23 protein-coding genes are annotated in these 23,392 nt (G+C 74.7%); 11 read left to right on the plus strand and 12 right to left on the minus strand.

The genetic code is table 11. From position 1 onward, the window contains the following. A complete protein-coding gene (locus tag AB0B76_RS07555; RefSeq protein WP_360370953.1) occupies positions 1-705 on the plus strand; it encodes a hypothetical protein in 705 nt (234 codons plus the stop codon). Between the two features lie 6 nt (positions 706-711). On the opposite strand, the gene AB0B76_RS07560 is transcribed toward AB0B76_RS07555, so the two are convergent. The 6 genes from AB0B76_RS07560 to AB0B76_RS07585 form a co-directional block, all read right to left on the minus strand. Continuing rightward, a complete protein-coding gene (locus AB0B76_RS07560) occupies positions 712-3,915 on the minus strand; it encodes a S8 family serine peptidase (RefSeq protein WP_360370955.1) in 3,204 nt (1,067 codons plus the stop codon). A gap of 36 nt (positions 3,916-3,951) precedes the next feature. After that, positions 3,952-4,647, minus strand: a complete 696-nt coding sequence (locus AB0B76_RS07565; RefSeq protein WP_360370958.1) for a hypothetical protein — start codon at positions 4,645-4,647, stop codon at positions 3,952-3,954. A gap of 9 nt (positions 4,648-4,656) precedes the next feature. Continuing rightward, on the minus strand, positions 4,657-5,463 hold the full coding sequence (locus AB0B76_RS07570; RefSeq protein WP_360370961.1) for a hypothetical protein: 807 nt from the start codon (positions 5,461-5,463) through the stop codon (positions 4,657-4,659). After that, a complete protein-coding gene (locus AB0B76_RS07575) occupies positions 5,450-5,908 on the minus strand; it encodes a hypothetical protein (RefSeq protein WP_360370964.1) in 459 nt (152 codons plus the stop codon). Before AB0B76_RS07575 ends, AB0B76_RS07570 begins: the two co-directional genes overlap by 14 nt. Continuing rightward, positions 5,893-6,576, minus strand: coding sequence for a hypothetical protein (locus tag AB0B76_RS07580; protein WP_360370967.1), 684 nt, complete (start codon positions 6,574-6,576; stop codon positions 5,893-5,895). The genes AB0B76_RS07575 and AB0B76_RS07580 overlap by 16 nt, the downstream gene beginning before the upstream one ends. 154 nt (positions 6,577-6,730) lie before the next feature. Continuing rightward, positions 6,731-8,113, minus strand: a complete 1,383-nt coding sequence (locus tag AB0B76_RS07585) for a short-chain fatty acyl-CoA regulator family protein (RefSeq protein ID WP_360370970.1) — start codon at positions 8,111-8,113, stop codon at positions 6,731-6,733. 153 nt (positions 8,114-8,266) lie between these two features. On the opposite strand from AB0B76_RS07585, the gene aceA reads away from it, so the two are divergent. The 3 genes from aceA to AB0B76_RS07600 are packed head-to-tail and all read left to right on the plus strand — an operon-like array spanning position 8,267 to position 12,067. Further along, positions 8,267-9,535: an isocitrate lyase gene (aceA, locus tag AB0B76_RS07590; RefSeq protein WP_360370973.1), complete on the plus strand. Its 1,269-nt coding sequence runs from the start codon at positions 8,267-8,269 to the stop codon at positions 9,533-9,535. Continuing rightward, positions 9,532-11,118 carry a malate synthase A gene (aceB, locus tag AB0B76_RS07595; RefSeq protein ID WP_360370976.1) on the plus strand — a complete coding sequence of 529 codons (1,587 nt, stop codon included), beginning with the start codon at positions 9,532-9,534 and terminating at the stop codon, positions 11,116-11,118. Before aceA ends, aceB begins: the two co-directional genes overlap by 4 nt. A 19-nt stretch (positions 11,119-11,137) precedes the next feature. Continuing rightward, positions 11,138-12,067, plus strand: a complete 930-nt coding sequence (locus AB0B76_RS07600) for an NAD(P)H-binding protein (protein ID WP_360370979.1) — start codon at positions 11,138-11,140, stop codon at positions 12,065-12,067. Between the two features lie 127 nt (positions 12,068-12,194). Here the strand turns inward: AB0B76_RS07600 and AB0B76_RS07605 are convergent, their stop codons facing one another. From AB0B76_RS07605 to AB0B76_RS07615, 3 genes are all read right to left on the minus strand, one after another. Next, entirely contained in the window at positions 12,195-13,532 is a 1,338-nt protein-coding gene (locus tag AB0B76_RS07605; RefSeq protein ID WP_360370982.1) for a carbohydrate-binding protein, read from the minus strand. 176 nt (positions 13,533-13,708) lie between these two features. Beyond that, a complete protein-coding gene (locus AB0B76_RS07610) occupies positions 13,709-16,312 on the minus strand; it encodes an AAA family ATPase (protein ID WP_360370985.1) in 2,604 nt (867 codons plus the stop codon). Between the two features lie 4 nt (positions 16,313-16,316). Beyond that, positions 16,317-16,892 (minus strand): peroxidase-related enzyme, encoded by a 576-nt coding sequence (locus AB0B76_RS07615; RefSeq protein ID WP_360370988.1) that lies wholly within the window; start codon positions 16,890-16,892, stop codon positions 16,317-16,319. A gap of 138 nt (positions 16,893-17,030) precedes the next feature. Here AB0B76_RS07615 and AB0B76_RS07620 point away from each other — a divergent pair, with 138 nt between their 5' ends. The 4 genes from AB0B76_RS07620 (at position 17,031) to AB0B76_RS07635 (ending at position 19,362) form a co-directional block, all read left to right on the plus strand. After that, positions 17,031-17,609 (plus strand): adenylate kinase, encoded by a 579-nt coding sequence (locus AB0B76_RS07620; RefSeq protein ID WP_360370991.1) that lies wholly within the window; start codon positions 17,031-17,033, stop codon positions 17,607-17,609. Between the two features lie 207 nt (positions 17,610-17,816). Continuing rightward, positions 17,817-18,017 (plus strand): hypothetical protein, encoded by a 201-nt coding sequence (locus AB0B76_RS07625; RefSeq protein ID WP_360370994.1) that lies wholly within the window; start codon positions 17,817-17,819, stop codon positions 18,015-18,017. Beyond that, complete coding sequence (locus AB0B76_RS07630; protein WP_360370997.1) at positions 18,014-18,382, plus strand: VOC family protein; 369 nt, start codon at positions 18,014-18,016, stop codon at positions 18,380-18,382. The genes AB0B76_RS07625 and AB0B76_RS07630 overlap by 4 nt, the downstream gene beginning before the upstream one ends. Beyond that, entirely contained in the window at positions 18,379-19,362 is a 984-nt protein-coding gene (locus AB0B76_RS07635) for a Gfo/Idh/MocA family oxidoreductase (protein WP_360371000.1), read from the plus strand. The genes AB0B76_RS07630 and AB0B76_RS07635 overlap by 4 nt, the downstream gene beginning before the upstream one ends. A gap of 15 nt (positions 19,363-19,377) precedes the next feature. Here the strand turns inward: AB0B76_RS07635 and AB0B76_RS07640 are convergent, their stop codons facing one another. Continuing rightward, positions 19,378-19,983, minus strand: a complete 606-nt coding sequence (locus AB0B76_RS07640) for a TetR/AcrR family transcriptional regulator (RefSeq protein ID WP_360371003.1) — start codon at positions 19,981-19,983, stop codon at positions 19,378-19,380. A gap of 23 nt (positions 19,984-20,006) precedes the next feature. Here AB0B76_RS07640 and AB0B76_RS07645 point away from each other — a divergent pair, with 23 nt between their 5' ends. Continuing rightward, positions 20,007-20,369, plus strand: coding sequence for a cytoplasmic protein (locus tag AB0B76_RS07645; protein WP_360371006.1), 363 nt, complete (start codon positions 20,007-20,009; stop codon positions 20,367-20,369). Here the strand turns inward: AB0B76_RS07645 and AB0B76_RS07650 are convergent. Further along, positions 20,366-20,548, minus strand: coding sequence for a hypothetical protein (locus AB0B76_RS07650; protein WP_360371008.1), 183 nt, complete (start codon positions 20,546-20,548; stop codon positions 20,366-20,368). The two genes, AB0B76_RS07645 and AB0B76_RS07650, sit on opposite strands and share 4 nt — an antisense overlap. Positions 20,549-20,632: 84 nt before the next feature. On the opposite strand from AB0B76_RS07650, the gene AB0B76_RS07655 reads away from it, so the two are divergent. Next, complete coding sequence (locus tag AB0B76_RS07655; protein ID WP_360371011.1) at positions 20,633-21,526, plus strand: Gfo/Idh/MocA family oxidoreductase; 894 nt, start codon at positions 20,633-20,635, stop codon at positions 21,524-21,526. Continuing rightward, positions 21,523-22,440: a biopolymer transporter Tol gene (locus AB0B76_RS07660; RefSeq protein ID WP_360371014.1), complete on the plus strand. Its 918-nt coding sequence runs from the start codon at positions 21,523-21,525 to the stop codon at positions 22,438-22,440. The genes AB0B76_RS07655 and AB0B76_RS07660 overlap by 4 nt, the downstream gene beginning before the upstream one ends. Here AB0B76_RS07660 and AB0B76_RS07665 read toward each other — a convergent pair. Then, positions 22,413-23,354 carry a WYL domain-containing protein gene (locus tag AB0B76_RS07665; RefSeq protein ID WP_360371017.1) on the minus strand — a complete coding sequence of 314 codons (942 nt, stop codon included), beginning with the start codon at positions 23,352-23,354 and terminating at the stop codon, positions 22,413-22,415. The genes AB0B76_RS07660 and AB0B76_RS07665 overlap by 28 nt on opposite strands. Between the last annotated feature and the right edge of the window lie 38 nt (positions 23,355-23,392).

Here is a 23,392-nt window from a genome sequence, read left to right on the forward strand (position 1 = left end):
ATGACGGTCAACCTCGGCTTCTGGCGGTATCCGGGCGACATGGAAGATGACCAGTCCGAACAGGCGGAACAGGTGCGGGACTGGCTGCTCGGGCCGGCCGAGCAGTGGCCCCCGCCGACCCGCCAGATCACCTTCGAACCCGACGTCATCACGGTGAGCGCAGCGCGGCGGCGGGCCTTGCTGCGGGGCGCCGGTTGGCTCCCCGTCAACGTCCAGATCATGGTCAGCGCCTTCGACAACACGCCGCTCGGGGCGCACGTGTGCTTCCTGCAGTACGCCGGTCCGCGGGGCGAGACGTTCACCGGCCGATCCGAGCTGGCCGGCGGCACCGCCTCGTACGCCGACTTCTGGCTGAAGCCGCAGGGAGTGCTGCAGCTCCTGGCGGTGCCGCAGGCCGACTCGCCGGCGGCCGGCGGCCCCGTGCTGGCGGGCTCGATCGTCGTGCCCTCCCGGATCGCCGCGGCCTACCTGGCGTTCACCGCGATCCAGGACCATCAGGACATCGAGATCAGGGCCGGCTCGCAGCAGGCCGTGGCGGAACAGCTGGAGCTGCAGGGCAACGTCAAGTTCACGATCCTGGGCACGGTCGAGATCGGTGGGGGCGGTGGGCGCCAGGACACCAGCACCCGCACCACGACGGGCGAGGTGGCCTGGACGGTGCGGATCGCCCGTCCGGGCCTGACGATCGCGCCTGCGCAGCGATGACCTGCGCTAGCGGGCCGGGCGGGGCGCACCGAGGATCGCGGTCAGCTCGTCGTACACGGCGTCGGCCGTCCCCGCCTGGCGTGGCAGCCGCTCCCGTAGCTCCGCGAACCGGTCGCCGATCGCGGCGAGCGCGTCGGGCCAGTGGGCCAGCCGGTCCTCGACGGAGGGCCAGCGCCCCAACTCGCTGAGCATCGGCGCCAGTGACCCGGAGTACCGCACGGCCCCCGACAGCAGGATCGCCGTGAGCACGAACGTGGCCCGGTCGGGCCGGACAGGGTCGAGCGGGCCGATACCGGCCGCATGCACGGCCCGCAGCGCCCGGCCCAGCCACCAGGCGCTGACGTCGGTGACCATGCTCTGGACGTGCGGCCACGCGACCGCATCGCGGAACACCTCCGCGAGCGTCCGCCGCCATGGTCCGTCGCGGTGCGCGTGGTGGACGGAGCCCGACTGCAGGTAGGTGACCGCGCGCCGGACGTCGTCGTCGGCGACCCGCCCGTGCAGCCGCTCGGCGCCGGCGCCGTCCGGCACGAGCAGGTCGGCGTGGTCGCCGTCCCATGTCATGGACCACCCCAGCCGCCGGGTGAACAGCGTCTCGAACAACTCCCGGTCGGCGCCCCGCAGCCGCCACAGGAACCGGAACAGTGCGGCCCGGTCGGCGTTGAACTGGATCGGGCCGAGGCTGATGCCGGCCCCGAGGTCCCAGGCGTTGATGCTTTCCAGCCTGCCCTCGACCGCCGCGATCACCGGCAGGTAGCAGTGCGGTTCGACCGGCGGCGCGCTCGGCACCGGCACCGTGACGCCGTGAACGACGCCCCCCACGTCGCGTGTGGGCGTGCCGCGGTGCACCGGGCGAACCGGCAGGGCGTCGGGCGCCGCTGCGGCCAGCGTGGTGCGCAGTGTCGGCACGGCCAGGCCGGTCAGCGTGTCCGCCGCGATCGCGGGCACGGCCCGCAGGAGCGCGCCCGACCACGCCGCGCGGAGCCGCCGGCGGCGGGCGGCCGGCAGCGCGTAGAACGACCGCAGCCCGGGCACGTCGACCCAGCGCGTCGACGGTGGCGGGCCGGCCGGCACGTAGACCCGCCCGCCGCCGTTGACCAGGATCGCCCGCAGCGCCGGATCACCGGTGACGACGGCGGTGACCGGGTCGGGCAGCTCGCCGTCCGGGCCGAACGCGAGCACGTGGTACCCGGCGCCGTCCGGCGCGGTCCGTACGACGGCATGCCCCGGGCGCAGCAGCGCGGCCCGGATCGCATCGTCCAGGTCGTTCGCATGCTGGGACGGTTCCCAGGGCACGACGGGGATCGTGCGGTCCGCGAGCTCGATTGTCGCCGCCGTGGCCGCGGCGCCGACGCCGGCCGCATTCCCGGCGACCGGGTCGGGGGCGGTCGCATCCAGTTCGGACGACTCGGTCCGGGCGGGTGCGCGCGCCGGGCCCGTCGCGATCGCCCGGACCAGCCGGCACGCCGCCCCGGCGTCCAGGCGCCCGGCGCCCGAGCGTTCCTCGTCACCGGCGGGCGTCGCGGTCTCCATGACCACCCACCGGGTGAGTGCCATGGGCAGCATCCGCGGCGCGGCCGCCTCGAACATCAGCGCGACGGCGCCCGAGACGAACGGCGCTGCCATGCTCGTGCCGCTCTTGCGGGTCAGGCCGTTGGGCAGGTAGGTGCCGCCGGGCCCAGGAATCGCCGAGCGCGCCGCCCGGATCCGCACGCCCGGCGCGGCGATGTCGGGCTTGACGCGGCCGTCGCGCGTCGGCCCGGAGCTCGAGAAGGACGCCGGCTCCCGGGTCGGCGAGCCGGGGTCGTACGCGCCGACGGCGAGCGGCAGGCGGCCGTTGCACACCGAGTTCGTCGTGCCGCGCCCGGTCGCATCCGTCAGCCGGGACTGGTGCCTCGGGTCGCCGCGTTCGATGTAGGCGTCGGCCACTCCGCCGACGATCCGTTCGCCGTGCAGCGTGACGGTCCACACGCCGGACGGCGCGCCCGCCCAGACGAACAGGTCGATGTGGTTCGAGCCGTTGCCCGGGTCGTCGAGGCGATGGAAGCCCGACACCCGGACCTGCCCGGTGTCGTCCCGCACGACCGCCTGACCGCCGGGCGGCAGCTCGGCGACGGCGGCGCCCGACGGGTCGCTCAGCACGATCCGCAGCCGGTCGTTGCCGTCGTACCAGACCTCGAGCTCGCTCGGGGAGTCTCCGGGCGGCGGAATGCTCCAGCCGAGCGACGCGGCGCCGCCCGCGGGGACGCGGACCCGCGCGTGCAGCCGGGCCGTGAAGTAGTTGCCGGTGCTCATCACGGCGGCTATGCCCGGCTCGGCCCCGAGCAGATGGTCGAGCGCCTGGATCACCAGCGGCGACGCGTCATGGGGACCGCCGGTCCGCCCGAGGCTCATGTGAACGACCAGCGGGCGCCCCGCCGTCTCGTCGACGGCCCAGCGCACCGCCTCGAGCAGCTGCACGGACGAGCCCAGGTCCTCCTCCGGCCGGGTGTCGTCCGGGGCGAGGTGCACGAACAGGATCTCGGCGCCCGGGGCGACCCCCGCGGCCGAGCCGGGCGCCCGGCCGTTGCCGACCGCGATGTCGGCGACGTGGGTCGCGTGCGTGCCCGCCCGGCGGATGTCGCCGCTGAGCGGGTCGTAGCCGTGCTCGTACGGGTTCGTGGTGCCCAGCGCCCGGTTCAGCTCGCCGGCGTCGAAGACCCGGCCGTATCCGAACGGCTCCGGGCACCCCGGCTGGGGCCCGCCGCGCTGATCCCAGAGCTTGCGGATGCGCGACGAGCCGTCCGGACCGCGCAGGTTGGCGTGCCCGAAGTCGATCGACCAGTCGAGGAACGCCACGGTGACGCCCCGGCCCGTGAGCGGCCCGCCGCCGATGTCGGGCAGGTCGGCGGGCCGGGCCCGGACCTCGGGCACCGACCGGTCGAGGGCGGCCGTCAGGCGGCTGCTCGCCTTGAGACTTATCACCGCCGGGTGGGCCCGGACGGCGAACAGCGCGGCCAGCCGCACCCGCGCGGTCACCACGGGTCCGAAGCGTGCGAGCACGGTCAGGCCGGGGACGACGGCGCCGGGCGACGTCAGCCGGGCGAGCACGGGCACGATGTCGTCCGCGCCTTCCTCGTCCGGCATCGGCGGCTCCGGGCGGCCGGTCCGCCGCAGCAGCAGCTGCCGTACCGCCGGGTCGATCTGCAGGCCGTCATCCGGTCCGGGCACCGTCCTGCGCCTCCCTTCGCGGATCGGGTCTCGCGGTCAGCCCTCCGAGGAGTCCGCCCTGGTCCTTCGGGACCGGGCGGCCTGCTTGGCCGGTAGAGGCCACGGGGCCCCGCCGTCGGGTCCGGCCCCGCCGTCCGGCCCGGGCTCGACGGCCGGCGCCTCGCCGGCGAGCGCCGCGCCCGTGGGGGGTGACGCCGGACGATCGGCCCCGGCGAGCCGTCCTTCGACGGCCTGGTTCTGCATCTGGTGGAGCAGGTCGAGGAGGCCCTCCTTGCCGCCGTAGTGGGCGGCCAGCGCCGGGTACTTGTCGGCGACCTTGTCGTCGATGGCGCCCTCGCCGTCCCGCTGGACCGCCGTCACCAACGCCACCGCCTCGTGGGCCACCTGCTGCACGGTGGCGCCGACGATGGTGTTCACCGTGGCGTTGATGCGCCGGCTCAGCGCCGCGCGGTCGACGGTTGCCAGCGCGGGAACTCCGTCGAGGTGTCGTTGCGAGACCCCGCCCGGCGTGCGGGCCGCGATCTCGACCGCCCGCACTGTCTGCTCGGAGACCTGCCGCTCCTGGCGTATCGAGTCCTCGGCCTGCTGGCTGAGCGCGATCGCCGCCACAGGCCCCCGCATGGCCGGGGCCACGGGCATCATGGTCAGCATCATCGGGTTCAGCGCCCGCTGGCGCGCCTGCTGGCTCATGGCGTTCAGGGCGACGACCGGCAGCATCCATTCGTAGGTCATGGCGGCTCGTCACCTTCCTGTATTCATGGCCATCATCATGACCATCGGCAGCATCATGCTGTCGCCGGACTGGCCGTCGGATCCCGACTGGCCCATCATCATGACCATCGGCAGCATGGCCGACATACCGCCGGAGGCCGAGCCGGAGCCGGACGCGACGGGGGGATCGGTCTCGGCCGGCCACTGCGTCGGGCCGGCGTTGGGCCCGCTGCCCTCGAGCTCGTGCGTGTGCTGCGCCAGCTGATTCTGGAACTGCGTCTGCAGCTGGTTCTGCATCATCATCGACACGACCATGTTCATCATGTTCTGCTGCCGCTGCTCCTGCTGCATGCGCCGCAGCGCCGCCCGGGTGGCGCGCTGCTGACGGCCGAGTGCGGTGCGGACGCGGCGGATGTCGCGCTGGTTCTCGGTGACGACCGCGCTGACCCGCGTGCGCAGCGCGTTGAGGTCGTTCGACAGCGTGTTGATCCGGGCCGAGTCGGTGTTGATGCCGTCCTGCAGCCGCCGGATGCCGGTCTCGAACTCGGTTCGGGTCACAACGGGCTCGGGCAGCCGTAGCGTCGCGTTGCCCTGCGGCGTGTTGAGCGTCGCCGTCGACACGCCCGGGCCGGTCGCCGGCGCCTGGATCCGGGGCAGCGGCGGGCGGGGCGGGCCGCCACCGAGGACGCCGCCGACCAGATTGCCGATCGCGGCGGCGGGGCCGCCGAGAATGCCACCGACGACGTCGAGCAGGCCCTCGTCGTCACCTTCGTCGTCGCTTTCGTCGTCGCTCTCGAGCCATTCGTCGATGTCTTCGAGCGTTTCAAGCCTTGCCACGGGTTCCCCCTCGATGTGTGTACTGATCGGTCTCGCCCGGGCGCTCCGCGGCGGCCTCGGACATCATCGGTGTGGTCGTCAGGCCCGCCCGGCGCAGGGCCGGACCCACCCACTCCAGCAGTTCGTGCGGGTCGAGGTCCCGGGTCCCGGGGCCGCCGTCGCCCAGGCACACCGAGCAGAAGCGGTTGAGGCCCCAGCAGGCCGGACAGGCCCCGAACACCCGCGCGACGAAGGCGGCCATCTGGTCGGCCGCGTCGGCCGCGGCGCGCTGCCGTGCGATGAGCCGCTGAGCCTGGGCCAGTCGCTTCCGCAGCTGTGGCACCTCGTCGTCCACCTCGGTGGTCGTCTGCGATGCCGCCATCTGCTGCATGAGCATGGCCATGAGCGGATCGTCGCCGGCCCGCTGCATCGTGGCGTCGAGCATCGCTTTCAGCTGGTCGTCCACGGCTCGTCCTCACCGTCGGTCCACGCCTCGTCGTCGAGGACGTTCTCGAGCGTCTCTTCGCCCGGCTCGGGTTCCGCCTCGGTCCCGGCCTCGTCGTCCGTTTCCGCGACTGCCTCGTCGTCCGCCTCGCCCGGTGCCCTGGGCGCCGGCGGTGCCGTGCCCTGGGCCTGGAGCACCTGGCTGAGCTGCGTCAGCGCTTGCACGGCGACGGGCAGCAAGTTCGCGAGCTGGGTGGCCGCGCCATCCGCGGCCGGGCGGACGGCTGAACCCGGGGGCGTGGCCGTAGCCGGGGCCGCGGCGACGGCCGGAGCCGGGAACGACGCCACGGGGGCCGGAAGGCGCGCGTCCGGCGGTCGCGCCGGGGCCGGTACGGGGCCGGCGACCCGTGCCGCGGGCCCCGGCCGGGGCGGGGGCGCCGGAGGGGGCGGCGCGAGCGCGGTCTGCAGGGCACCGAGACCGCCGCCGACGAGGCCGCCGACCAGCGCGCCCCAGGGCCCGGCGGCCATCCCGGTCGCCGCCCCGGTCGCCGCGCCGCTGGCGATGTTGCGGAGCCACTGCGCCACGTCCTCGGGCGACTCGGCGCCGAGCCAGGCCTCGTCGAGATACACCTCGGGTGCCACGGCCCACGCGAGCTCGTGCTCGACCGGGACATTCGAATATCCGGCCATGCCGCCCTCCCGCCGTCGTCCAACGGGCGCCATCCTCCGGGCCGCCCGTCACGGCGCCGTCACGAAGACCGATCAGCGCGTACGGCGCGGGGACCGGCCGGCCGGCGCGGCACGAAAGCCGGTCAGCGGCCGGCCGGTCCGGCACGAAAGCCGGTCAGCGGCCCTTCAGCGGGTACGGCACGAAGGTGCTGCGGTTCTCGTCGAGGTCCAGCTGGCGGCTGATCGGCGGGGCCGCGCGCTGCGGGCACGTCGCGCGTTCGCAGGTCTTGCAGCCCGGGCCGATCGGCATCGCGGCGGCGGCGTCGGTCAGGTCCATGCCGGTCGAGTACACCAGGCGCGAGGCGTGCCGGATCTCGCAGCCCAGGCCTATCGCGTACACCTTCCCGGGCTGGCCGTAGCCGCCGTGGTGGCGGGTGATGGTGCGGGCGATCCACAGGTACCGCTGCCCGTCCGGCATCGCCGCGACCTGGATGACCGGGCGGCCCGGGGAGCTGAAGGCCTCGTAGACGTTCCACAGTGGACAGGTGCCGCCGGTGCGGGAGAACGGGAAGCCGGTCGCGGACTGGCGCTTGGACATGTTGCCGGCGCGGTCGACGCGCACGAAGGAGAACGGCACGCCGCGGGACCGCGGGCGCTGCAGGGTGCTCAGGCGGTGACAGACCGTCTCCCAGCCCATCGCGAAGTGCTCGGCGAGCAGGTCGATGTCGTAGCGGCGCAGCTCGGCGGCGCTCAGGAACTGCTCGTAGGGCAGGATCAGCGCGGCCGCGAAGTAGTTGGCGAGCCCGACCCGGGTCAGGATCTGGGTCTGGACGTCCTCGAAGTGCTCCTCCTCGACGATCTCGTCGATGACGTCGGCGTACTCCATCAGCGCGAGCTGTGCCGCCATGCGCATCGCCTCCTGCCCGGCCCGCAGCGCGGCCGCGAGGTGCAGGGTCTGGGTCTGCGGCCGGTACCGGTGCAGGTCCCCGCCGAGCGTGTCGTCGCGCATGATGCGCACCCCGTGCCGCTCGGCCAGCCGGTCGCGCAGGGCCGGGCGCACCTCGCCGCGGCGCAGGCCCATCCGCGCGGCCAGGGCCTCGGCCGCCTCGTCGAGCTGGGGCACGTAGTTCTGCCGGCGGTAGAAGAACTCGGTCACCTGGTCGTGCGGGCTGCGCCCGAGCTGGCCGCGGTCGCCGACGAGCTCGGTGAGCTGGTCGGAGACCTGGCGGTACCGCCGATGCAGGTCGATTATCGACTCGGCCAGCTCCGGCAGCCGGGTGGCGAGCTCGCTGAGGTCGGCGATGCTCCCGGTGCCGGCCAGCGCCTCGCGCAGCCCGGAGACGAGCTGCGGGGTCTCGTGCGGTACGAACACGGCCGGGTCGACGCCGAAGAGCTCGGTGGCGCGGATGAGCACCGGCGCGGTCAGCGGCCGCACGTCGTGCTCGATCTGGTTGAGGTAGCTCGGCGAGATGGCCAGGTGCCGGGCGACGTCGGTCTGGCTGAGCCCGTGCTCCTCGCGCAGCCGCCGGAGCCGGGCGCCCGCGAACACCTTTGCCATCCTCAAGAAATAGCACCGATGTCAAATTGTGTTTTCGCAAGTTAGCAAAGTCGCCCGGAAAATTGGCAAGACTTGGCTTTTTCCGCCCCTCGACCGGCCCGTTTGCCCCGTGTGACCGTGAGCGGAGAGGCACGGCACACAAGGGAGCGAACGATGAGCGACGCGATCGATCAGTTGCGGCAGGAATGGGACACCGACCCCCGCTGGCAGGGGGTGCGGCGCGACTACGACGCGGCGGACGTGGTGCGGCTGCGCGGCGCGATCCAGGAGGAGCACACCCTCGCCCGGCGCGGCGCCGAGCGGCTGTGGTCGCTGCTGCACGACGAGGACTACGTCCACGCCCTCGGCGCGCTCACCGGCAACCAGGCCGTGCAGATGGTCCGGGCCGGCCTGAAGGCCATCTACCTGTCGGGCTGGCAGGTCGCCGCGGACGCCAACCTCTCCGGCCACACGTACCCCGACCAGAGCCTCTACCCGGCGAACTCGGTGCCGGCGGTCGTGCGGCGGATCAACAACGCGCTGCTGCGCGCGGCCCAGATCACCACGGCCGAGGGCGACACCGGCACCGAGTGGCTCGCCCCGATCGTCGCGGACGCGGAGGCCGGCTTCGGCGGGGTCCTCAACGCGTACGAGCTGATGACCGGCATGATCGTCGCGGGCGCGGCCGGCGTGCACTGGGAGGACCAGCTCGCGTCCGAGAAGAAGTGCGGCCACCTCGGCGGCAAGGTGCTCATCCCGACCGGGCAGCACATCCGCACGCTGCAGGCCGCCCGCCTGGCCGCCGACGTCGCCGGCGTGCCGTCGCTGATCGTGGCGCGCACCGACGCGCAGGCGGCGACGCTGCTGACCACCGACATCGACGAGCGCGACGCGCCGTTCGTCACCGGCGAGCGCACCGCCGAGGGCTTCTACCGCTTCGGCAACGGCGTCGACGCGTGCATCGCCCGCGGGATCGCCTACGCGCCGTACAGCGACCTGCTGTGGATGGAGACCAGCACGCCCGACCTCGAGGTCGCGCGGCGCTTCGCCGAGGCCGTCAAGCGCGAGTACCCGGACCAGATGCTGGCCTACAACTGCTCGCCGTCGTTCAACTGGCGCAAGCACCTCGACGACGCCACGATCGCGAAGTTCCAGCGCGAGCTCGGCCACATGGGGTACAAGTTCCAGTTCATCACCCTGGCCGGCTTCCACGCGCTGAACTACTCGATGTTCGACCTGGCGCGCGGGTACGCCAGCGAGGGCATGACCGCCTACGTGGCGCTGCAGGAGCGCGAGTTCGCCGCCGAGGCGCACGGCTACACCGCGGTGAAGCACCAGCGCGAGGTCGGCACCGGCTACTTCGACCTGATCAGCACCGTGCTCAACCCGGCCGGCGAGACCACTGCGCTGCACGGCTCGACGGAACAGGAGCAGTTCGCGTGAGGTACAAGATCAATGGCGTGCTGGCGGCCCGCTACGACGAGGTCCTCACGCCCGGTGCCCTGGAGTTCCTCGTCGCCCTCGACGACCGCTTCGCCGCCCGCCGCGTCGCGCTGCTGGACACCCGCCGCGCCCGCCGGGCCCGCTTCGCCGCCGGCCAGCTGCCCGAGTTCCGGCCCGACACCGCCGGGGTCCGCGACGACCCGTCGTGGCGGGTCGCCCCGCCGGCCCCCGGGCTGGAGGACCGCCGGGTGGAGATCACCGGGCCGCCCGAGCGCAAGATGACCGTCAACGCGCTCAACTCCGGGGCCAAGGTGTGGCTGGCCGACTTCGAGGACGCGACCGCGCCGACGTGGGACAACGTCATCGGCGGGCAGCTCAACCTCATCGACGCGCTGGACCGCAACCTCGACTTCACCGACGAGCGCGGCAAGCGGTACGCGCTCGGCGACGAGATCGCCACGATCGTCGTGCGGCCCCGCGGCTGGCACCTGGTCGAGAAGTGGATCGTGGTGGACGGCCGCCCGATCTCCGCCAGCCTCGTCGACTTCGGGTTGTACCTGTACCACTGCGCCTGGCGCCAGCTCGACGCCGGTTCCGGGCCGTACTTCTACCTGCCCAAGCTCGAGGACCATCGCGAGGCGCGGCTCTGGAACGACGTGTTCGTCTTCGCGCAGGAGTACCTGGGCCTGCCGCCGGGCACCATCCGGGCCACGACGCTCATCGAGACCATCACCGCCGCGTTCGAGATGGAGGAGATCCTCTACGAGCTGCGGGAGCACTCGGCGGGGCTGAACGCGGGCCGGTGGGACTACATCTTCAGCATCATCAAGAACTTCGGCCAGTGGTCGGACTTCGTCCTGCCCGACCGCGCCGAGGTCACGATGACGGTGCCGTTCATGCGGGCCTACACCGAGCTGCTCGTGCGCACCTGTCACAAACGCGGCGCCCATGCGATCGGCGGCATGGCCGCGTTCATCCCGAGCCGGGACGCGGCCGCCAACGCGACCGCGTTCGACAAGGTCCGCGCCGACAAGCAGCGGGAGGCCGGCGACGGCTTCGACGGCTCCTGGGTCGCGCACCCGGGCCTGGTGCAGACCTGCCGCGCGGCGTTCGACCCCGTCCTGGGCGACCGGCCGAACCAGCTCGACCGGCTCCGCGACGACGTCGACGTCACCGCCACGGACCTGCTCGCGGTCGACAAGACCCCGGGCCAGGTGACCGCCGAGGGGCTGCGCGCGAACATCTCGGTGGCGCTGCGGTACATCGACGCCTGGCTCGGCGGCACGGGCGCGGTGGCGCTGTCGAACCTCATGGAGGACGCGGCCACCGCCGAGATCGCCCGCTGCCAGGTGTGGCAGTGGCTGCACCACCACACGCCGCTCGCGGGCGGCGGCACGGTGACCGAGGAGACGGTGCGCGCCCTGCTCGCCGAGGAGCTGGCCGCCCTGACCGACGGCCGCACCGGTACCGGGCTCGAGCGGGCCGTCGCCGCGGCCGGGATCGTGGAGCGGGGCGCGCTCGGGGAGTACCTGCCGCCGTTCTTCACCACGGACGCGTACACCCACTTGGCACCGTCGGCATAGATCACCGAGAATCGGCCGCGTGCGAATTCTCGTGATCGGCGGCAGCGGCCTCATCGGAGCTCATGTTGTGCAGGTGCTGCGCGAGCGGGGGCACGGCGTGACCTCGCTCGCGCGCACCGCCGCGCCCGGCGTCGACCACACCCTCGACCTGGGCGCGGCGACGCCGGACGAGCTGCGGGCGCTGCTGGACGGCCACGACGGCGTCGTGCACGCCGGTCGCAGCGAGGAGGAGCGCTCGCGGCCCCGGCCGATCCACCCGGCGCTGCGCGGCGAGATGGTCGAGCCGATCGTGCGCCTCTTCACCGCGGCCCGGGCGGCGGGGCTGACCCGCGGCGTGGTCATGGGCTCGTACTACACCCACTTCCACCGCCTCCACCCCGAGTGGCGGCTGCCGGAGCGGCACGTGTACATCCGCTGCCGGGTGGAGCAGGCCGCCGAGGCGCGCGCCGCCGCCGGGCCCGCGCTGCCCGTCGCCGTCATCGAGCTGCCGTTCGTCTTCGGCCGCGCCGGCGACCGGCTCCCGAACTGGGCGCCGCCGCTGGCCCGCTGGGCCCGCGGCCGGGCGCCGATGCTGGCCCCGCCCGGCGGGACGGCCGCCGTCTCGGTCCGCAGCGTGGCCGAGACCACCGCCGACGCCCTCGAGCGCGGCTCCGGCGAGGACCTCCCGGTGGCCGACGAGAACCTCGCCTGGCGGGACATGCTCGCCCGCATCGCCGGGGCCGCCGGGCGCCCGCGACCGGTGCGGCGGCTGCCCGGCGGGCTCCTGCGCGCGGCCACGCGGCTCGGCGGCGCGCTGCAGTCCCTGACCGGCAAGGAGTCGGGCGTCAACGCGTCGTACGCGGCCGGTCTCCTGCTGGCCGAGCTGTTCGTCGAGCCGCCGAGCGGTCGGGAACTGGACACCGCGATCCGCGAGACGTTCATGGAACGGAATGTCACACCTGATCTCTGACCGCCAGTCAAAGATCAGCGCAGGATCAGCAGCGCCAGCGCGGCGGGGCCGGCCGGGGTCGTCGGTCGTTCGCGGACGAACATGGCGGCACGGTACCGCCGCGCCGGCACCGACGCGGCCCGGCCGGTCAGGACACGACGATCCGGTCGATGTCGGGGGCCCAGCCGGTGGCGTTGCCGAGCTGGATGGTGTTGGCCCCCGCCTGCAGGTTCACGGTCGCGGTGACCGAGCCGATCGTGTCCCAGCCGCCGGTGGAGGGCGTGCTCACGGTCGGGCCCGCGGCGCCGTTGACGGTGAGCGTCACCGAGCGGGCCGCGCCCGAGGCGTAGTAGAGGCGTACGGTCCGGCTGCCGGCCGCGGCCGCGGTGACGTTGTTGAACCGCAGCAGGTTCGCCGTGCCGTTGCCGACGTAGCCGACGACCGCGCCGCCGGAGGCCCCGGTCGACGAGCGCACGGCCGCCTGGCCGGCGAGGGTGTTGGCGGACGACTCGGCCTCGTAGGAGCCGCCCGTCGGTTGCGTGCCGCCGCCGATCTGGGCGAGCCAGTGGTCGTTGGCGTTGACCATCGTGAACGTCAGGGCCGGGCAGTCGTAGGCGCTGCCGGGCGGGATGGTGCGCGGGGTCGAGGTGTTCGACGCCGTGGCCGCGACCCAGGCGCCGCCCGCGTAGACCTGCACGCCGCTGCTCTCGAAGCCGCGGCCGTTGAAGGTCTGGCAGTAGTACCCGGCGCCGGTGGCCGGGTTGACCGAGGTGTAGATCTCGAACATGTTCCAGCCGAAGTTGAACTGCGGCAGGTCGTACACGCCGGAGCTGGTGAAGTACGTGTCCCAGGCGTGGGTGACGTAGTTGTAGAGGTACACCGTCCACGTATTGCTCGTCGTCGACGTCTTGTGCTCGTCCATGCTGTAGGCGCGCCGGCCGTTGACCGTGGTCGTGTACGTGTTCAGGAAGTTCGCGTCCATCGGCGTGAGCTTGCCGACGCCGTCGCGGCCGCCGCACCAGTCCCACGCCCACAGGTCCGGGCCGCTCGGCGTGTACGCGGTGGTCAGCTCGATGCACGCGCCGCCGCCGGGCAGGGCGGTCGGCGCGTACACGTAGTCGCCGCCGGTCGTCGTGGCCGGCGCGGAGTCCAGCACGCTCTGCGTGGCGTGGATGCCCTGCGTCGTCGCGCTCGGCAGGTTGACGCCCCAGTCGGTGTGCAGCTGCGCGGCCTGGACCGCCGCCCGGGCCGGGGCCCGGTCCGGCTGCCGGGCCTGCGCGAAGCGTTCGAGGGCCGCGCCGCCGGCCGCGCGGGCCGCGGCGCCGGTCAGGCCGGGGACCGTGCCGCGGATCGGGGCGAGGCCGCCGCCGTCCGCCGCCGGCCGGGCCAGCGATCCGGAGTCGGCGGCGGACGCCGCCGGGACTGCGACCAGCGCGGTGGTGAGGGTGGTCGCGATGGTCAGCGCCGCCGCAAAGTTTCGATGCATTTCGTGTACCTCCAGTGCGCACCCGGCCGGTCCCGGCGCACGCGCCAGCGGCCCGGCAAGGGGTGGTGACGGGCATGGCGGGGCCCGGGACGCACAGTGCGGGATCGCCGACTGTCTATGCGCTGGAGTACACTGTGAGCGCCGAAAACGTTTTCGGCAAGAGGGTGTGCAGAAGGCTACGAGCCGAGCAGGCCCCGGCGGCGGGCGACCGCGGCGGCGTCGGTGCGCGAGTTCACGCCGAGCTTGGCCAGGATGTTCGTGACGTGCACGCCGGCCGTCTTGACGGCGATGGACAGGCCCTCGGCGATCTGCCGGTTGGTGCGCCCCGCGGCCATGAGCCGCAGCACCTCCTGCTCGCGGTCGGTGAGGCGCGCGGCGCCCGGCTCCAGGCGGCCGCTCTTCTGCAGCGCCGACGCCTCCTCGGCCAGCGGCCGGGCGCCGAGCCGGTGCGCGATCGCGCCGGCCTCGCGGGCCCAGGCCACCGCCGTGGACTTGTCGCGGGCCGCGCGCCCGGCCCGCACCAGGGTCTGGGCCACGCGATACGGGTGGCCGGCCGCCCGCCACGCGGCGATCGCCTCGTCCCAGCGCCGGGCCACGGTGAGGCTCGCGGCCCGCTGGACGGGGCCGTTGACCGGCAGCCGCTGGGCGAAGCGCCGGTCGGGCTCGGGCTGGGCCAGCAGCAGCGACCAGGCGAGGGCCGGGTGGGACGGCAGCTGCCGGTCGTCCAGCGGCGCGCCCTCGCCGAGCAGCGTGTGCAGCTCCCACAGCGGAATCAGGAATCGCCGGCCGGTGTAGCGCTCGCCCAGCAGCGTCTCGGCCGTGCGCGCGGCGGCCGCGGCGCGCTCGCGGTCGCCGGTGAGCGCGTCGAGGCGGCCGGCGGCGATGGTGAGCACCGCGCGGTACAACGGCGGCGGCTCCAGCGCGAGCGCCTCCCCGGCGACCGCGCGGGCCCGCGGCCACTCGCCGAGTGCGGTGAGCGACGCGGTGAGCGCGGCCGCGAGCATGGGGCCCCGGACCGGCCGGAGCCCGCCCCGCCGCGCGGTCGCCAGCCCCGCCTCGGCCGCCTCGGCCGCGGCCCGGGACTCGCCGGCGGCCTCGAGCGCGCTCGCCTCCATGACCCGCGCGAGCAGCTCGGTGTCGTCGTCGCCGCCCTCGCGGGCGAGCGCCACCGCCTCCCGGGCCCGGGCGACGGCGATGCGCGAGCCGCTGGTCTGCGGGTCGGCGCCGGGGCCGGGGTCGGCGGCCTCGGCCGCGAGGGTGACGAGGGCGAGGGCGCGCACGGCCGGGTCGCGGTCGGCCGCCGCGTCCTCGGCGAGGGCGTAGGCCTCGGGGGAGCGCGACAGCGCCTCGAGCCGGCTGGCCAGGGTGGCCCGGATGCGGTGGTTGCGGGGCTGCAGGGCCAGGGCGGCGCGGAGGTCTTCGATGCCGTCGTCGCCGCCGCGGTACCGCAGCAGGCCCCGGGTCTCCAGCAGCAGCGCGGTGCGGGCCGGGTCGCGGGTGTTCGCCAGCGCCTCGGCGGTCAGGGCCAGGCCGCGCTCCAGCGCCCCGGCATGCAACGCGGTGACGGCGGCGGCCATGAGCACCGCGACCCGGTCGGTGCGGGTGCGGAACTCCGGGTCGAAGACGCGCTCCCAGGTGGCCGCGACCCGCTCGAGCATCCGCAGCCGGCCCCCGTGGGCGGCGCGGGCCACGGCGGCGGCGCGCCAGGCGGCGTCGAAGGCACGGTCCGCGTCGCCGGCCGCGTGCCAGTGCTCGGCCAGCTCGACGAGCGCGGCGGTGGCCGGGCGGAACCCGAGCGTGATCGCGCCGGCGGCGAGGCGGTGCAGGCGGGCGCGCTCGGCGGGGCGCAGGTCGTCGAGGACGGCGGCGCGGATCAGGTCGTGCCGGAAGCGGTACCCGCCCGCGCGCGCGAGCAGCAGGCCCGCCTCGACGGCCGGGGCCAGGGGCTCGTCCGGGGGCCCGGTGATCTTCTGCAGCACGCTCCGGTCGACGTCGCGGCCGAGGACGGCGGCGACCCTTACCGCGGCGCGGCTCCCGGGCGGCAGCGCGCGGAACGGGGCCAGCAGCGGGTCGGCGTCCGGATGGGCCGCGAGCGCCAGGAGCAGCAGCGGGTTGCCCTGGGCCTGCCGGATCAGGGCGGCGTCCGCGCGCCCCAGCAGCTGGGCCGCGGCGTCGTCGGCGAGCGGGCCGAGCGTGACGCGTTCGGCTCCGGGCACGTCGCCGGCCCGCGCGCCGGGCGTTGCGCGTTCGGCGCGGTACGTGGCCACGACCAGCACGCCCGGCCGGCTCAGCATCGCCGCGAGGCAGCCGAGGAGCTCGCGGCTGGCCTGGTCGGCCCGGTCCAGGTCCTCGAGCACGAGCACCACGGGCGCGGCCGCCTCGATCCGCGCCACGAGTTCGGCCTTCACCGTGTCGGCGACGAGCTCGGCCTTCGCCGGGCCGGTGGCGCGCTCGGCCTTCGCCGGGTCGGTGGCGCGCTCGGCCTTCGCCGGGTCGGTGGCGCGCTCGGCCTTCGCCGGGTCGGTGGCGCGCTCGGCCTTCGCCGGGCCGGCGGCGCCGAGGGCGGCCAGGAACGGCGCGTAGGGCTGGGCGTCACCGCCGATCGACGGCGCCTCCCCGACCAGCACACCCGCGTCGACGGTCGCGGCGAACGCGGTCACGAGCGCGGTCTTGCCGATGCCGGCGCCGCCCTCGACGAGGACCACGCCCGGGCGGGCCGCGGCGGCCCGCCAGGCTTCGTGCAGGACGGTCAGCTCGCAGTCGCGCCCGATGATGTGCACCCCATCAATCTAAAGACTCCGTCAGCGCCCGCCGCAGCTCGGGCTCCAGCGCGGTCTCGAAGGCCGCGTCCGGGCGCGCCCCGACCGCCGCGATCACGGTGCTGAAGAAGCAGCGCGCGGCCGCGGTCAGGGCCACGTCGAGGATCTCCGCGTCGCTCAGGCCGTGCCCGCGCAGCACGTCGACCTCCGCGGCGGTGATGCCGTTGGGGTCGGCCGCGACCCGCTCGGCGAAGTCCATCACCGCGGCGTCGGCCGGCGACAGGCCCGCATCGGCGTGGTCGGTGGCGATGCGGGCCACGGTCTCCGCGTCGTAGAAGCGGTCGCGCAGGACGGCGCCGTGGGCGAGGCTGCAGTACCGCGAGCCGAGGCGGCGCGCGGCCGCGAGGGTGGCCAGCTCGTATCGGCGCAGGTCCATCGTGGACTTGACGGCGCCGTTGAGGGCCACCCACGCGGCAACGGCCGCCGGGCGCCAGGCGAGGGCCCGGGTGTAGTTGGCGACGTAGCCGAGCCGTTCGCGGTCGGCGTCGTAGAGGCTCTCGACGCCGGGGTCGGTCTCGGGCGGGTCGGACAGGAAGGACATGCCCGCACGTTAGGCTCGCGGCGGCGCCCCCGCATGGGCGAAGTCACCCATGTTGGGATTCGTACGTTCTGCCGCCGAGGCTGTAGCGCGCCGACGGCGCGGCTTGCCGGAGCAGTGAAGTGCGTTAGTGTTCTGCGCGTGCGGGTGTTGATGGTGGCGCCACCAGGCGCGGGCAAGGGCACTCAGGGTGCCGTGATCGCCGAGCACTTCGACATCGCGCGCGTGGCCATAGGCGACCTGCTGCGGCGCAACGTGGCCGAGGGCACCGAACTCGGCCGCCGGGTCCAGCCACTGCTCGCCCGCGGCGACCTGGTCCCCGACGACGTCGTCCTCGACCTGCTGCGCCAAGGCCTGACCGAGGCGCGCGCGAACGGCGGCGGCTACGTCCTGGACGGCGTCCCGCGCACGATGTCGCAGGCCCTGGCGGCGTACCGGGTGGCCTACGCCCTCGGCATGACCGCCCAGGTCGCCCTGCACCTGCGGGCCGACGACGACGAGCTGCTGCGCCGCCTGCTCAAGCGGGCCGAGATCGAGCACCGCACCGACGACACCGAGCCCGTGATCCGCCAGCGCCTCAAGCTCTACCGCGAGGTCACCCAGCCGGTCCTGTCCTTCTACGCCCGGCGCGGCATCCTGCTGACCGTCGACGCGATGCGCCCGGTCGAGGAGGTCAGCGCCGACGTGCTCGCGGAACTGGAAGCCCGCTCGGCGCGCTGACGTCCGCGCCCTGGCAGAAGATCCCGGCCGGGCAGGCGATCCGCACTACCGCGACCATCCCGAGCATCGCGCCGCGGCCGAGCACACCCGGCTCCTCGCCGCGCTCGCCGAGGAGGAACGGAGCAGAAGCCGGCCGCCGAGCAGAACGATGCGGTCGACGTTGATCCCGCCGAAGGACGGCGCCAGCGCGGCCTGCACCCCGTCGTCGTGGCCATGGACGCGATGGCCGAGGGCGACCTGTCGCGCACCGTGGCCGGCGCCGTGGACCGGGCCACCGCCGGCGTGCGGCAGACGGTCGCGGCCCTGGCCGGCAGCGCCGACCTCGTGGCCCGCAGCTCCGGCCAGCTCGACGACGGAGCTGCCGCAGCTCGTGGGGCGCTTCAAAAGCGTGTGATACTGCCCGCATGAGGCTGGTGCAGATCGCTCAGCGCGCCGAGGACCTCGGCCGGGCCGCCCGCTGGTACGCCGACCTGCTCGGCACCGCCCCGGCGGCCACCTTCGACCCGCCGGGCCTGGTCTTCTTCGACCTGGACGGCACGCGGCTGCTGCTGGAGCGCAACGCCACCGCGGCCCTGCTCTACCTCGCCGTCGACGACATCGACGCCACCGTCGAGCGCCTGCGCGCGGCCGGCACCGCGGTCCGCTCCGAGCCCCACGTGATCTTCACCCACGCCGACGACACCCTCGGGCCGGCCGGGGCCGCGGAGTGGCAGGCGTTCGTGGAGGACAGCGAGGGCAACCTCGTCGGGCTCGTGGAGCACCGGGCCGCATGAGCAACCTCCTGCGGATCGGCATCCTCGGCGCGGCCCGGATCGCGCCCGCCGCGCTGGTGCGCCCCGCCCGGGACGTGCCGCTGGTCAAGGTCGCCGCGGTGGCCGCCCGCGACCGGGCCCGCGCCGAGGCGTTCGCGGCCAAGCACCGCATCGGCGCCGTGCACGCCGGCTACGCCGAGCTCGTCGCCGACCCGGACCTCGACGCCGTGTACAACCCGCTGCCCAACGGCCTGCACCACGAGTGGACCCTCGCCGCGCTCGCCGCCGGCAAGCACGTGCTGTGCGAGAAGCCGCTGACCGCCAACGCCGCCGAGGCGCGCGAGGTCGCCGCGGCCGCCGAGCGGGCCGGGCTCGTCGTGATGGAGGCGTTCCACTACCGGTACCACCCCCTGATCCAACGGGTCCTGGAGCTGCTGCCGACGCTGGGGGAGCCGCGGCACATCGAGACCGCCCTGTGCGCGCCGATGCCGAGGTTCTCCGACATCCGCTACGACCTCAGCCTCGCCGGCGGCGCCATGATGGACATGGGCAGCTACACGGTGCACGCGCTGCGGACGTTCGGCGGCGCCGAGCCCGAGGTGGTCGCGGCGCGGGCCACGCTGCAGAAGCCGGACGTGGACCGGGCCATGGTCGCGGAGTACCGCTTCCCGGGCGGCGCCACCGGCCGCACCACCGCCAGCCTCTGGTCCCGCCGCGTGCTGGACCTCTCCGCGCGCTACACGGGCTCGGAGGGCTCCCTGAAGATCTTCAACTACCTGATGCCCAACGTGTACCACCGCCTGACGGTCACGCGCGCGGGCCGCACGACGCGCGAGAAGGTGCCGGGCGAGGCGACGTACGTCCACCAGCTGCGCGCCTTCGCCGCCGCGGTGCTCGACGAGGGCCCGAACCTCACCCCGCCGGAGGACTCGGTACGCACGATGACGGTGATCGACGCCGTGTACCGCGCCGCCGGCCTGAAGGTCCGCGGCACCGGCTGACGGCGCCCCGCCCGGTCAGGTCGCGGCGCGGAGGGCGGCCTCGAGCAGCGCCCGCGCGGTGCCCCGGACCGTCCGGGCCGCCTCCTCCCGGGTCTGGCCGGCGATGTCGACGAGCCAGACGAGCGTCTCGATCCCCGTCGCCGAGCGGATCGCGACGGCGAGCGCGCGCACGTCGACGCCCGGGTGCCGCGCGCGCACCGGGCGCAGCCCGTCCTCGATCCAGCCGATCGCGCGGCCCTGGCGCAGCGCCAGGCGCTCGGCCGGGGCGCGGCCGCCGGGCTCGAGGGAGAGCCGCAGTGAGGTGCGCAGCTGGGGTTCCCAGGCGAAGTTGTACTCCGTGAAGGCCGCCAGGCACGCATCGAGCCGGGCGAACGGCTCGTCAGGAGCATCGTCGCCGAGCAGCGTGTCCGGCGAGATCTGCGGATGCGCCGCGAGAAGCAGGCTGCGCTGGTTCGGGAAGTACCGGTACGCGGTCGTGCGCGAGATCCCGGCCCGCGCGGCGGCGTCCTCGACCTGCGGGCTCAGCCCGTCGCCGAGCAGTTCACGGGTTGCCTCGACGAGCGCCTGTCGGGTCCGCGACTTCTGCCCCGTGCGGCCTGTCGCTTCATATGGAACTGCCATCGCCAAGATGGTACCGTGGTCCCATGGTACTCAAGTCCCACGAAACCACCGCGGACCCCGTGGTGACGGATCCCGGCCTCTACCGGGTCGTGTTCGAGAACGAGCGGGTGCGCGTGCTGGAGTACCGCGACCAGCCGGGCGACCGCACCCATGAGCACCACCACCCCGACAGCGTGCTCGTGCCGGTATGCGCGTTCGAGCGCCGCGTCTCCTCGGGCGGGCGTACCGCCGAGGTCTCCCTGGAGGCCGGGCAGGCGCGGTGGGTGGGCGCGCAGGATCACATCGGCGAGAACATCGGCTCCACCGACTCGTTCGCGCTGCTGGTGGAGCTGAAGGAGCCCGCCCCGAATCGGCTGGCGGGCCCGGCGCCACTGGGGCCGAGCTAGCTCCGGCGCGCGCCGCGCAGGAGCAGCACCAGGCCGATGACGGCGACGATCGGGCCGATGATCGCCCACTGGGTCGAGCCGCTCATCGAGCTGCCGCCCAGCACATCCAGCCCCTGCAACGTCCACACGATCCCGGCGAGGAGGGCGAGCGCGCCGACAATGAGCAACACCCAACGCATGCGCACAGCCTGCACCCCCGCCGGGTCGTGCACAACGTTCGTTCTCGTTCGGTAAGAATTCCGCGCGCTGATACCGTTGGGCCGATGATCCGGATCGGTCTTGTCGGCGCCGGGCCTTGGGCCAACATGTTCACCGCGCCCATGCTGGCCGCGGCGCCCGACGTGTCGCTCGACGTGGTCTGGGCGCGCCGGGCCGAGGCCGCCGTCGCGGTGGCCGACCGGCACGGCGCCACCGCGGCCGGCTCGTTCGAGGACCTGCTGTCGGCCTGCGACGCGGTGGCGTTCACCGTGCCGCCCGACGTGCAGGCCGAGCTCGCCGTCGCCGCGGCCCGGGCCGGCCGGCACCTGCTGCTGGAGAAGCCGGTCGGGTTCACCGTCGCCGCCGCGGAGGCGGTCGCCGCGGCCGCCGACGCCGCCGGCGTCGCGACCCAGCTGATGCTCACCTACCGCTACACCGACCAGGTGCGCACGTTCCTCGCCCAGGCCGCCGGCGCGCGGCCCGGCTATGTGCGGGTCGCGTACTTCGGCGGCGGCGCGCTCGACGGCTCGCCGTTCGCCACGCCGTGGCGGCGGGAGGCCCAGGCCGTCCTGCCCGACCTGGGGCCGCACACCCTCGACCTGCTCGAGGCGACGGCCGGCCCGGTCGCCGAGCTCCGCGCGGCCGAGGCCGGCGAGGTGGTGACCGTGACGACCGTGCACGAGGGCGGCGCCCGCGGCCACGTCGCGATCTCCGGCACCACGCCGGGCCCCGGCGGGGTCCTGGAGGCCGAGGCCGTCACGACCGCCGGCCGGGTGCACCTCGCCGACCCGACGCCCTACGAGCCGGGCGACGTCCAGCGCACCATCGTCGGGGAGTTCGTCCGCACGGTGCGCGGCGAGCAACGGCAACCCCTCGACGTCCACCACGGCGTCCGCCTGCAGCGCCTGATCGCGGCCACCGCCACGGCGATCCGCACCGGCGGGGCGGTCCGCCCGTGACCGACCGGCCGGACCGGACCGGAGGGGGTCCGGGGTATCGGGAGCTGGCCGCCGGGCAACGAGCCCAGCTGTGGATCGCCGACGCCGTGACCGGCCGGAGCGAGCTGCTGCTGGAGTCCGGCGAGCTGCTGTTCGAGGCGCCCAACTGGACCCTCGACGGCGCCCGGCTCATCGTCAACGGCGCCGGGCAACTGTGGTCGGTGCCCCTCGACGCGCCGGCGCTGACGCCGATCCCGCTCGACGGCGTTCCCCCGCTCAACAACGACCACGTCCTCGCGCCCGACGGCGCCCGCATCTTCGTCTCCGCGACGGACTGGCACATCTACGAGGCGTCCCTGGCCGGCGGCCCGACCCGGCGGATCACCACCGCCGACGGCCTCATGCACTTCCTGCACGGTGTCAGTCCCGACGGCGAGCGGCTGGCGTTCATCGGCCTCGAACCGGCCGCCGGCGGTACCGCGATGCGCGCCGACGTCTTCACCATGTCCGCCGGCGGCGGGGACTACCGCCGGATCACCGACACCGACCACCCGGCCGACGGGTCCGAGTACTCCCCGGACGGCCGGTGGCTCTACTTCAACACCGAACAGTTCACCGGGCACGCCCAGCTCGCCCGGGTCCCCGTCGAAGGCGGTGCGCCCGAGCGGCTCCGCCGGTCCGACACCGTCGACTGGTTCCCGCACCTGTCCCCGGACGGCCGCCGGGCCGCGTTCGTCGCCTTCCCGCCCGGCACCGAGGGGCACCCCGCCGACCTCTGGGTCGACATCATGACCGCGCGCACCGACGACTGGCCGGGAGCCACCCCGGTCGCCCGCATCTTCGGTGGCCAGGGCAGCCTCAACGTCAACAGCTGGGCCCCCGACAGCACCCGGTTCGCCTACGTCGCCTACCCCGGGACCCGGTCGGCGGCGTAGAGGGCCGCGACCGCCAGCCCCGCCTCGCGCAGGGCCGCGCGGACCGGGGCCGGCGACAGCACCTCCACGCGGGCGCCCAGCCCGAGCAGGCTGCCCACCGCGTGCTCCGTGCCGTTGAACGACAGCTCCAGCCGGGTGCCCGCGCCGCCGGTCAGGTGCCGGGCCAGCAGCCGGCGCGCGAGGGCGGCCGCCGACGGGTGTACCTCGGCGACGACCGCCAGGTCGCGCGGGCGGGACTCGACGCCGGAGCGCAGGGCGGCCCACGTCGCGGCGAGGTCGAAGCCGGGCGGGCGTTCGGCCGCGTCGGGGCGGGCGGTGCAGGCGTCGACGCGGGCCACGCGCAGCAGGGCCGGCTCGGCCGTCACCAGGTACCAGACGCCGGCCTTGGCCACGAGGCCCACCGGGTCGACCGTCCGGCGGCCGGCCCGGCCCTCGCTGTCGCGGTACGCCACGTCGAGACGCCGGCCCCGCAGCAGCGCCTCGTGGATGGCGGGCAGGTGGGGGACCGGCTCGCCCGAGCGCATCCACGGGTCGACGTCCACGAGCACGTGGCTGCGCCCGTCGGCCAGGCCGCCGCGCAGGGCCCCGCCGCCGGCCCCGGTCAGCTTCTCCAGCGCGGTGTCGAGGGCGTCGCCCAGGCCCAGGTCGCCGGCCAGGCGCGACTGGCCGACGGCCAGGCCCGCGCCCTCGGCCCGGCTCAGGTGGGCCAGGCCCGCCCGGTACGTGTCCAGCAGCCGCACCCCGCCGTTGCGCCCCCGCTCGGTGTACACCGGAATGCCCGCCCCGCTCAGCGCCTCCACGTCGCGCAGCACGGTGCGGACCGACACCCCCAGGCGCTCGGCCAGCTCCGGGGCGGCCGCGCCCGGGCGGGCCTGCAGGAGCAGGACGAGGGAGAGGAGGCGGTCGCCGCGCATGCCTCCGAAGGTACCGCGGAAAACATGACAACACGTGT

Source organism: Dactylosporangium sp. NPDC049140 (genome assembly GCF_040648435.1).